Source organism: Lentzea sp. NPDC051213, assembly GCF_044455585.1.
In the GTDB taxonomy this organism is placed as follows: Bacteria; Actinomycetota; Actinomycetes; order Mycobacteriales; family Pseudonocardiaceae; genus Lentzea.
This window is the reverse complement of sequence record NZ_JBITEX010000006.1, coordinates 291773-301830: the sequence shown is the minus strand read 5'-3', so window position 1 is coordinate 301830 and position 10058 is coordinate 291773. Positions and strand designations below refer to the sequence as shown.

Here is a 10058-nt window from a genome sequence, read left to right as displayed (position 1 = left end):
GGGGCGTTTCGGCCGTGCCTGCGGGGCAGAGGGGGTGTGGGTTACCCGCGCCGCACGGTTACCGGAAGGGTCTTGGCGCCGAACAGGCCTTCGCGGTGGTAGCTCACCTCCGCGCCCGGCGTGACGCGCACGTCGGTGAACGCATCGAGCATGAGCTCCAGCGCAATGCGACCCTCGAGCCGCGCGAGAGGCGCACCGAGGCAGAAGTGGATGCCGTGCCCGAAGGCCAGCTGCTGGCCGTCCTTGCGGTCCGGATCGAACCTCTCCGGCTCGGTGAACCGGCGCTCGTCGTGGTTGGCCGACAACAGCCACGGCATGACCATGGTGTTCGCCGGCACCGTCACGCCCGCGATCTCCACCTCCTCGGTGGTGACGCGGCTCGCGATGGTGATCGGCGCGCGGAAGCGCATGACCTCCTCGATCGTCGCCGGGATGAGCGACCGGTCCGCCCGCAGCCGGTCCTGCAGCCCCGGGTTGTCCTCCAGGCACAGCACGGTGTTGCCGAGCAGCATCGTGGTCGACACGTGGCCCGCCATGAGCAGCAGGCACGCGAAGTCGATCACCTGCTTGTCGGTCAGCCGCTCGCCGTCGAGCTCGGCCTCGACCAGCTTGCCGAGCAGGTCGTCGCGCGGCGTGGCGCGCCTGTCCTCGAGGTGGCCCCCGAGGTAGGCGCGCATCTGCTGCATCGGCGTGCGGACCAGCCGGTCGAAGTCGGCGTCGTCGTTCTCGAACTGCATCGAGACCGGGTCGTCGAACTCCTTCGACAGCATCTTCTCCGACCAGTCGCGGAAGAGGTCGCGGTCCTGCGCGGGCACGCCGAGCAGTTCGGCGATCACGATCACCGGCAGGGCGTAGGCGAACTCCTCGATGAGGTCGAACCGATCACTGTCGATCTTCTCCAGCAGCTCGCGGCCGAGCTCGACGATCCTCGGCTCGAGCTGCGCGACCATCCTCGGCGTGAACGCCTGGCTGACGAGCCTGCGCAGCTTGCGGTGCAGCGGCGGGTCGATCACCGAGAGGATGTCGCGCGACAGCGGGTCGAGGTCGGGCATGATCCGGCTGATGTCCGACGAGAACGTGGCAGGGTCGGACGTCACCCTGAGCACGTCCTCGTAGCGGAAGACGTGGTACACGCCGTACTCGTCGCGCCACACCGGAGCCGTGTCCCGCATGTCGCGCAACCATCCGAGCAGCGCGGCTCCACCATCCTGAGTGGACGGACGCGCGGTCACCTGGTGCATCTCGAAGTCCTCCTAGGCGTGTTGGGGAACGGCAGCGGGCTGGGCCTTCTCCGCGCGCCGGAGCAGGAACCCGGCGAGCAGGCCACCGCACAGGACGGCGAGCGCGCCGATGAGCTGGCTGCTCGACATTCCCGCGGCGAACGCCTCACGCGCCGCCGCCGCGGTCTCCGGGCGCTCGGCCGCCGCCGACAGCGCGGCGGGCAACGACTTGCCCGCGTCCGCGCCGAGGTCGGCGGGCAGGCCGCTGACGAACCTGGAGGTGAGCACGGCACCGAGAACGGCGACGCCGAACGAGGCACCGATCTCCTGCAGGGTCTGGTTGATCCCGGACCCGGTGCCCGCCCGCTCCAGCGGGATCGCGCTCATCATGGCGTGCGCGGCCACCGGCATCGCGAGTCCGACACCGAGCCCGATGAGCACCAGCCCGCCGAACGTCGGCAGGTAGCCGTTGGCCGGGTCGACCAGCGCGATCAGGGCAAGACCCGCGGAAGCAACGGTCATGCCGACCGTCATCGTCGGGCCCTGGCCGAGCACCTTGCCGATCCTGGCGCTGAGCAGACTGCTGCTGATCAGCACGCTGATCGCGAGCGGCGCGATGCGGAAACCGGCCTCCAGCGGGGAGAACTGCAGCACGAACTGCAGGTGCTGGGTGAGCAGGAACAGCGAGCCGCCCATGCCGAACGCCGCGAGCACACCACCCGCCGCCGCACCGTTGAAGCGCGGGTTGGCGAACATCGAAAGCTCGAGCATCGGGTTGTCCGTCTTGCGCTGCCACCAGATGAACACCACGAGCAGCACCACGCCGGCCGCGAAGGTGCCGAGCACTCGCGGTTCCGTCCAGCCGTGCTCGGAACCCGAGATGACCGCGTAGATGAGCGCGGCCATGGACGCCGCGGACAGCACACCGCCGAGCAGGTCCGGGTACTTGCCGACCGGGTCCTTCGACTCGGGCACCAGCAACGCCACCGCGATGAAGCCGACGATCGCGATCGGCACGTTCACCGCGAACACCGAGCCCCACCAGAAGTGCGCCAGCAGGAAGCCGCCGACCACCGGTCCGGCCGCGATGCCGAGCGACGACACCGCCGCCCAGATGCCGATCGCCTTCGCGCGTTCCTCGTTGTCGAACACGCGCACGAGCACCGCGAGGGTGCCCGGCGTCAGGAACGCCGCGCCGACGCCCATGACGGCCCGCGCGATGATCAGCTGGATCGCTGACCCGGCGAACGTCGCGAAGAGCGAGCCGAGTCCGAAGAGCGCCAGTCCGAACAGCAGCGCGCGCTTGCGCCCGTACCGGTCGGAGAGGCTGCCGGCGGCCAGCAGCAGACCGGCCATGACGAGCGAGTACGCGTTGATCATCCACTGGATGTCCGAGGTCGACGCGCCGAGACCGGCACTCAGCGACGGCACCGCCACGTTGAGGACGGTGTTGTCCAGCACGACGACGAGCAATGCGAGGCAGAGCACGGCGAGAATCGCCCAGCGCTGCGGAAGTCGTTCGGTTTTTTGCACGACAAATCTCCAAATAGGGCTTTTCGACGCGATTCAGCCCCGGCCGCAGGACGTCTCGCAGACATGCCGAGCAGGCACGTCAAACGTCACGCGGGCACGCCAAAGGTGCCGCGAGCAGCGGAAACATGGGGGTGGGAATGGCGCGCCAGAACGAGAAAGGACGAGGCGCAAGCCATTGAGAGGGGACGCCTGCGAACGAGGCGGCGCCGAAAGAGACCTCAGTAGATCATGGAACTCATGATGCCACACTCTCCGCACTCGCACAAATACCGGCCGCCGTCGCATCGAACGTCACCTGATCGGCGGAAAGGAATCCGGTCGAATCGAACACGGTGAGGTGGCGCCGATGCTGGGTGGCCACGGCGGGGGACGCACAGAGTCGCGCGATGCTCGGCCCGATCTGCGTCTCCCGCAACGGTCCGCACTCCCCCGTCGCACGGGCGCGCTCGACGTGGTCGGGCGACACCAGTGCGCGGTCGAGCAACGCTCTCGGCAGTCTGCGGCCGAGCGTGCTGATCGCGTTGACGTGCAGGTGCCCGCGCGGATACCAGTACGGCAGTTCGGGTCCGGGCCCGACCACCGTGATGATGTCCGCCCCGGCCACGATGTCCTTCGGTTGCGCGACGGTCACTCCGTCCAGCGGCGGAACTTCCTGTCCCACCAACACATCGGTGAACGCGAAGAGCCTGCTCAACGCGTGCAGGTGGACCTGCACCTCGGGGGCGGTGCCGAAGATCCCGAGCACCGAACTGGTGGGCCGTGCAAGCAGTCTGCTCGCTACGGCGGCCATCGCGGCCGTGCGCATCGGGGTCGACGCGTCCGGCACGGCGGTCAGCGCGGGTTCTCTGCCCGCCGCGAACAACGCGCTCTGCGCGCCCGCGATGGCCCGGTCCATCAGCTCGTCATGCTCGAGGCTCCGCATCACGCATCAAACTCCCCCGCTGGTAGGTGAGCAGAATGGTGCGGGATCCGGCTGACACGGCGCTGACAAAACCATGACGAGCACCTGGCGCAACAGGTGAAGACCGCTAGTCTCCATTGCCGTGAGCGAGATTCCGGAAACAAAGGAAGAACTCCGCGCACTGATCGCGGAGAAACTGGAGGTCGACGCCGCCGAGATCGCCGACGACGACGATCTGATCGAATGGGGACTGAACTCCGTCACCACCATGGGGCTGGCCGGCCGGTGGCGTCGCGCCGGTGTCGACGTCGACGCGAAGAAGCTGGTCAAGGACGTGACCGTGAACGGGTGGTGGGCACTGCTCGCAGCGGCCTAGGCGGGTGCTCGAACAGTGCTCGACAACTCTGAGACGCGCGCCTGAGGTCGGCTACTTTCGCCAGCATGAAATTCGGAATCAACTTCTTTCCAGTCGTCGATCCCGACGCCAAGACAGCCACCGACTACTACGACGAGAGCCTCGGCCTCGTCGAACTGGCCGAAGAACTCGGATTCGAGCACGTGCAGACGGTCGAGCACTATTTCTCGGCCTACGGCGGCTACAGTCCGGATCCGGTCACGTTCCTCGCCGCAGCGGCCGCGCGCACCAGCCGGATTCGCGTCGCGACCGGCGCCGTCATCGCCGCGTTCACCCACCCGGTCAAGCTCGCGGGCAAGCTCGCGATGCTGGACCACCTGTCGCACGGCCGGCTCGACGTCGGCTTCGGCCGGGGCTTCCTGCCCGACGAGTTCGCCGCGTTCGAGATCCCCATGGAGGAGAGCCGCGCCCGGTTCGCCGAGACCGTCGAGGCCGTCCGTCGTTTGTGGACGGAGGAGAACGTCGTGTGGGACGGTGAGTTCCACAAGTTCGGCCCGGTCAGCATGCTGCCGCGCCCCTACCAGGTACCGCATCCGCCGATCTTCGTGGCGTCCGCGACGAGCCCGGAGTCGTGCGCCGCGTCCGGTTCAGCCGGCTACCACCTGCAGGTCGTGCCGTCGGTGACGTCACGGGAGACGTTGCAGGAGAACATCTCCCGCTACCGCGCCGCCTGGGAGGAGGCCGGTCACGCGGGTTCGCCGCGCATCCAGATCAAGTACACCGCCTACGTCTCGGAGAACCGCGCCGAGGCACTCGAGGCGGGCGAGACCTACGAGCGCAACTACATCGAGAAGATGGCGAGCGCGATCGCCTCGTGGGCGAGCACCCGCAGCGACCAGTACCCCGGCTACGAGAACTTCGTGGACAAGGTCGGCCAGTACGACTTCGCCGCCTCGTTGCGGGACAACAAGGTGCTGGCGGGCACGCCGGACGACGTGACCGAGCAGATCGCCACGATCGCCGAGTGGTTCGGCGACGACCTGTGCGTGAGCATGCAGTTCAACCCTGGTGCGATGCCGATCGCCCAGTCGCGCAAGGCGATGCGCCTGTTCGGTGACCACGTCATGCCCGCGTTCACCGGCTCCCGCGTGCTGGAAGGCGCGCGATGAACCTCGACGCGGACGTCGCCGTCATCGGCCTCGGCGCGTGGGGTTCCGCCGCTGCCTGGCAGCTGGCCGCGCGCGGGATGTCCGTGCTCGGCATCGAGCAGTTCCAGCCCGGCCACGCGCACGGTTCCTCGCACGGCACCACCAGGATGTTCCGCACCGCGTGCCTGGAGCACACCGGCCTGGTGCCGCTCGCCCAGCGGTCGCTGACGCTGTGGCACGAGCTGGAGAACGCTGCAGGGCGCCCGTTGTTCGACCCGACCGGCGGTCTGCTGATGGGTCCCGCCGACGGGCACATCGTGACCGGCACGCTCAAAGCCGCTCGCGCGCACGACATCCCGGTGGAGGTGCTGGACAACACCGCGCTGGCACAACGCTTCCCGGCGCACGCGAACCTGCCCGCGGACCACGTCGGCGTGTGGGAGCCCACCGCGGGCCTGCTGCGCGCCGAGGACACCGTGCGTGCGGCCGTCGAGGTGGCGGAGCGGCTCGGTGCGCGGGTGCTCACCGGCACCAAGGTCACCGAGATCGACCTCGTCGCCGACGGCGTGGTCGTCCGCACGCCCGCACGCGACTTCCGCGTGCGCCAGGTGGTGGTGACCACGGGACCGTGGGCGACGAAGCTCGTTCCCGGTCTGCCGCTCGACCCGGTGCGCATGCCGATGACCTGGTTCCGCCCGACCGGCGACGCGGAACCGTTCGCGCTCAAGAACTTCCCGGTGTTCATCCGCGAGCTCGGCCAGACCGGTGCCATCTGGGGGCACGGCTGGTCGGACGGCGAGACCTTCGACGTGAAGCTCGGGCTGGAGGACGGCGGCCGCGACTTCCGGTCCATCGACCCGGACCACGCCGACCACGCGGTGACGCCCGGCGACTGGCGCAAGCTCACCGGCCTGCTCGAGGACGCGGTGCCCGGCCTGACGGACCTGCCGACGTCGGTGGCCACCTGCATGGTGACCCGCACGCCGGACAAGCAGTTCCTGCTCGGCCGGCCGGGTGGCGACCGGCGGCTGGTGCTCGGCGTCGGCTGCGGCGGGCACGGCTTCAAACACGCGAGCGGCATCGGTGAGGCACTCGCGGACATCGTGCAGGGCAGGGAGACCCACTGCCCGTTGACCTTCACGGACCCAGACCGGTTCCGCTAGCGGACAGCCAGATGGGGGAGACTGTGCGACTTCGAATCCTGGGCCCGGTCGACGTCTACGACGAGACGCGTGGCAGGAGGATGACCCCGAACGGGATCAAGCAGCGGGCGTTGCTCGCTACCCTGGTCGTCCGGCAGGGGCAGACGCTCTCGATGGACCGGCTGATCGAGGAGCTGTGGGGCGACGTCCCGCCGGGCAACGCGACCAACGCGTTGCAGGCGCACGTCGCCCGGCTGCGCCGGTTGCTCGGCACCGCGGGTGGTGCGGCCGACATCGTGACCGACGCGCCGGGCTACCAGCTCCGGCTCGGTCCACATGAGACGGACGTGGACGAGTTCCAGCGGCTGTCGGCGCAGGCCCGCGAGCTCACCGCGGACGACCCCGAACAGGCCGTCGAACTGTTCCGCCGCGCGCTCGGCCTGTGGCGCGGTGCGGCGTTCGAGGGCTGCGTGACCGGCTCGCTGCTGGCAGGTGAGGCGGCGCTGCTGGAGGAGCAGCGCCTGACGAGCGTCGAGGGACTCTTCGACGCGCACCTGCGGACCGGCCGGCACGGCGAGATCGTCGGCGAGCTGGAGGAGATGACCGCGGCGCACCCGTTGCGCGAACGGTTCTACGACCAGCTGATGGTCGCGCTGTACCGGTGCGGGCGGCAGTCCGAGGCGATCGGTGCCTACGACCGCGCCCGCCGGAACCTGTTGCGGGAGCTCGGCGTCGAGCCCGGTCCCGCGCTGCGCGGGCGGATGCAGGCGGTGCTCGCCCACTCCCCCTCACTGCTGCCCGGCGGCCGCGACCAGCTCACCCACGAGATCGACCAGCTGCGCAACCGGATGAACTCCCTGGTCCAGCAACAGGAAGCGTTGATCCGGATGGTCAGCCAGATGTCGGCCGCCGTGGGACTGAGTGCGTAGACCCGAGAGGAAGGACGACCATGCTCCAAGGATGTGTGCCGTGGCCTGAGGAGACCGCGGCCAGGTTCACCGACGCCGGCTACTGGCGCGGCGAGACGCTCGGCGCGCTGCTGCGCGGCTGGGCCGCCGACCACGGCGAGAAGACCGCGCTGGTGTGCGGTGACCGGCGGATCAGCTACCGCGGGCTCGACACGTGGGCCGACCGGCTCGCCGCCGGCCTGCACGCCGAGGGAATCCGCTCCGGCGACCGGATCGTCGTGCAGCTGCCCAACGTGGCCGAGTTCGTCGCGCTGTGCTTCGCGATGTTCCGGCTCGGCGCACTGCCGGTGTTCGCGCTGCCCGCCTACCGCGCCAACGAGATCAGGCACCTGTGCGAGCTGTCCGGCGCGATCGGCTACGTCGTGGCGCGCGAGCACCTCGACTACGACTACGTCGCGCTGGCCGAGGAGATCACCGGTGCGGTGCCGGCGATCGAGCACGTGTTCGTCGCGGACTCGTTGCCCCAGGCCGATCCCATCGACCTGCCGGAGCCCGACCCGCGCGATGTCGCGTTCTTCCTGCTCTCCGGCGGCACGACGGCACTGCCGAAGCTGATCCCCCGCACGCACGACGACTACGCCTACCAGACCCGGATCACCGCGGAGATCAACGAGCTCGGCCCCGGCAGCGTGTACCTCACAGTGCTGCCGATCGAGTTCAACTTCCCGTGGGGCTGCCCCGGCATCATCGGGGTGTTCCAGGCGGGCGGCACGGCGGTGCTCGCACTGACACCCGAACCCGAGGAGTGCTTTTCGCTCATCGAACGCGAGCGGGTGACGATCACGTCGGTCGTGCCGACGATCACCCACCTCTGGCTGGAGGCGGTGCCGTCGAACAACCGCGACCTGAGCAGCCTGGAGATCATCCAGATCGGCAGCGCGAAGCTGCACCCCGAAGTCGCGGCCCGCGTGGAGCCAGCGTTCGGCTGCCGGTTGCAGCAGGTGTTCGGGATGGCGGAGGGCCTGCTCACGTTCACCCGCTCCGACGATCCCGCGGACGTCGTGCTCACCACCCAAGGCCGTCCGGTCAGTCCCGCCGACGAGATCCGCGTCGTCGACGAGGCCGGCAACGAGGTGCCGGCCGGTGCTTGTGGTGAGCTGCTCACCCGCGGCCCGTACACGTTGCGCGGCTACTACAACGCGCCTTCACACAACCAGACGGCGTTCACGTCCGACGGCTTCTACCGCAGCGGCGACCTGGTGCGGATGACTCCGTCCGGCCACATGGTGGTCGAGGGCAGGGTCAAGGACGTCATCAACCGCGGCGGCGACAAGATCTCCGCGACCGAGGTCGAAGCCCACCTGACCGCGCACCCGAACGTCGCCCAGGCGGCCGTCGTCGCCGTGCCGGACCTGGTGCTGGGCGAGAAGACCTGCGCGGTGATCATCGCCGACGGAGCGGCACCTCGCCTGCCCCAGTTGCGCAGACTGTTGAGGGAACGGGGACTCGCCGACTACAAGCTGCCCGACCGGGTTCTCGTCGTCGAGGCCTTCCCGCTGACCGGACTCGGCAAGGTGGACAAGAAGTCGTTGGCCGCCACGATCACGGGAGGCCACAGTGGAGGGTGACTTCATCGTTCCCTTCGCCCGCAGGGGAAGCATCGTCGGAGCGGACGAGCTGGCCATGGTCGGCGATCTCGTCGACTCCGGCGACGTGCTGTCCGCAGGCGGCTTGCGGGACCAGTTCGAGGCGCGGTTCGCCAAGCACGTCGGCTCGCGCTACGCGTTGTCGGTCACCAGCGGTACGGTGGCTTTGGAGCTCGCGATCGAGATGCTCGACCTCGAGCCCGGCGACGAGGTGATCGCGACGCCGCAGACGTTCCAGGCGACGCTGCAGCCGTTGCTCGACCGCGACGTGCGTGTGCGGTTCTGCGACATCGACCCGGTCACGCTCAACATCGACCCGACCCTGCTCCGGTCCCTGGTCACCGACCGCACCAAGGCGATCCTGCTGGTGCACTACGGCGGCTACCCGGCCGACATGGACCGGATCATGGCGATCGCCCGGCCACGCGGCATCAAGGTGCTGGAGGACGCCGCGCACGCCCTGGGCACCGGCTACTTCGGCAGGCGCCCCGGCGCGTTAGGCGACATCGGCTGCTTCAGCTTCCACTCCACCAAGAACATCACCACCCTCGGCGAGGGCGGCATGATCACGCTCGACCGCGACGACTGGGCCGAGCGCATCGACCGCCGCCGCAACAACGAGGCGGACGGCCTCTACGTTCCGGACGCGACGGAAGAACCGTTCCTGTTGCCGTGGATGAAGTTCTCCGCGGACGTGTACCGCTGGACGTGCGTCGGCGTCCGCAAACCCGGCACCAACGCGACGATGGCCGAGGCCGCCGCCGGGGTCGGGCTGGTGCAGATGGACAAGCTGGACTCGTTGGTGGAGCGGCGCCGGTGGATCGCGGGCAGGCTCGACGACGCCATCGCGCGGTTCCCCGGCACGCGGATCCAGCGGGTGCCGTCCGGGATCGAGCACTCGTACCACCTGTACACGTTCTTCGTCGATCACGGCCGCGATGATCTGGTTCGTGCGTTGCATTCGCGGGGTGTCGAGGTTCAGCTGCGGTACTTCCCGCAGCACCTCACGCCGGAGTGGCGGTGGCGGGGGCATGGCCTGGGGGAGTGTCCGGTGGCGGAACGACTCTGGTTCGACTCGCACATGAACCTGCCGTGCCACCCTGGCCTGTCCGACGCCCAGGTCGACCACCTGGTCGACGCGGTTTCGGCGAGTCTGCGGGATGTGCTCGCCACGCGTCAGCGTGCCAGTTAGCCCTCTCTTTTTA

9 protein-coding genes are annotated in these 10058 nt (G+C 69.1%); 6 read left to right on the top strand and 3 right to left on the bottom strand.

What is annotated here, in order from left to right; all coding sequences use genetic code 11:
• Positions 1-41 precede the first annotated feature (41 nt).
• The 3 genes from ACIA8G_RS27410 to ACIA8G_RS27400 form a co-directional block, all read right to left on the bottom strand.
• Positions 42-1241 (bottom strand): cytochrome P450, encoded by a 1200-nt coding sequence (locus ACIA8G_RS27410; RefSeq protein WP_396421532.1) that lies wholly within the window; start codon positions 1239-1241, stop codon positions 42-44.
• Between the two features lie 12 nt (positions 1242-1253).
• Positions 1254-2753 carry a DHA2 family efflux MFS transporter permease subunit gene (locus tag ACIA8G_RS27405; protein ID WP_396421531.1) on the bottom strand — a complete coding sequence of 500 codons (1500 nt, stop codon included), beginning with the start codon at positions 2751-2753 and terminating at the stop codon, positions 1254-1256.
• Between the two features lie 235 nt (positions 2754-2988).
• Positions 2989-3675 carry a hypothetical protein gene (locus ACIA8G_RS27400; protein ID WP_396421765.1) on the bottom strand — a complete coding sequence of 229 codons (687 nt, stop codon included), beginning with the start codon at positions 3673-3675 and terminating at the stop codon, positions 2989-2991.
• 121 nt (positions 3676-3796) lie between these two features.
• On the opposite strand from ACIA8G_RS27400, the gene ACIA8G_RS27395 reads away from it, so the two are divergent.
• From ACIA8G_RS27395 to ACIA8G_RS27370, 6 genes are all read left to right on the top strand, one after another.
• The gene (locus tag ACIA8G_RS27395) at positions 3797-4030 is read left to right on the top strand and encodes a phosphopantetheine-binding protein (protein ID WP_396421530.1); all 234 of its coding nucleotides are present in this window, start codon (positions 3797-3799) and stop codon (positions 4028-4030) included.
• Positions 4031-4095: 65 nt separating this feature from the next.
• Entirely contained in the window at positions 4096-5178 is a 1083-nt protein-coding gene (locus ACIA8G_RS27390; protein ID WP_396421529.1) for an LLM class flavin-dependent oxidoreductase, read from the top strand.
• Positions 5175-6320, top strand: a complete 1146-nt coding sequence (gene solA, locus ACIA8G_RS27385; RefSeq protein WP_396421528.1) for an N-methyl-L-tryptophan oxidase — start codon at positions 5175-5177, stop codon at positions 6318-6320. Before ACIA8G_RS27390 ends, solA begins: the two co-directional genes overlap by 4 nt.
• A 23-nt stretch (positions 6321-6343) precedes the next feature.
• Positions 6344-7228, top strand: a complete 885-nt coding sequence (locus tag ACIA8G_RS27380) for a BTAD domain-containing putative transcriptional regulator (RefSeq protein ID WP_396421527.1) — start codon at positions 6344-6346, stop codon at positions 7226-7228.
• A gap of 35 nt (positions 7229-7263) precedes the next feature.
• Complete coding sequence (locus ACIA8G_RS27375; protein ID WP_396421526.1) at positions 7264-8835, top strand: (2,3-dihydroxybenzoyl)adenylate synthase; 1572 nt, start codon at positions 7264-7266, stop codon at positions 8833-8835.
• Positions 8825-10045 (top strand): DegT/DnrJ/EryC1/StrS family aminotransferase, encoded by a 1221-nt coding sequence (locus ACIA8G_RS27370; protein WP_396421525.1) that lies wholly within the window; start codon positions 8825-8827, stop codon positions 10043-10045. Before ACIA8G_RS27375 ends, ACIA8G_RS27370 begins: the two co-directional genes overlap by 11 nt.
• Positions 10046-10058 lie beyond the last annotated feature (13 nt).

Bases quoted from the DNA above. Each gene is read 5' to 3' on its own strand.
- solA (WP_396421528.1), top strand. From the start codon at position 5,175: ATGAACCTCGACGCGGACGTCGCCGTCATCGGCCTCGGCGCGTGGGGT.
- ACIA8G_RS27400 (WP_396421765.1), bottom strand. From the start codon at position 3,675: ATGCGGAGCCTCGAGCATGACGAGCTGATGGACCGGGCCATCGCGGGC.
- ACIA8G_RS27410 (WP_396421532.1), bottom strand. From the start codon at position 1,241: ATGCACCAGGTGACCGCGCGTCCGTCCACTCAGGATGGTGGAGCCGCG.
- ACIA8G_RS27390 (WP_396421529.1), top strand. From the start codon at position 4,096: ATGAAATTCGGAATCAACTTCTTTCCAGTCGTCGATCCCGACGCCAAG.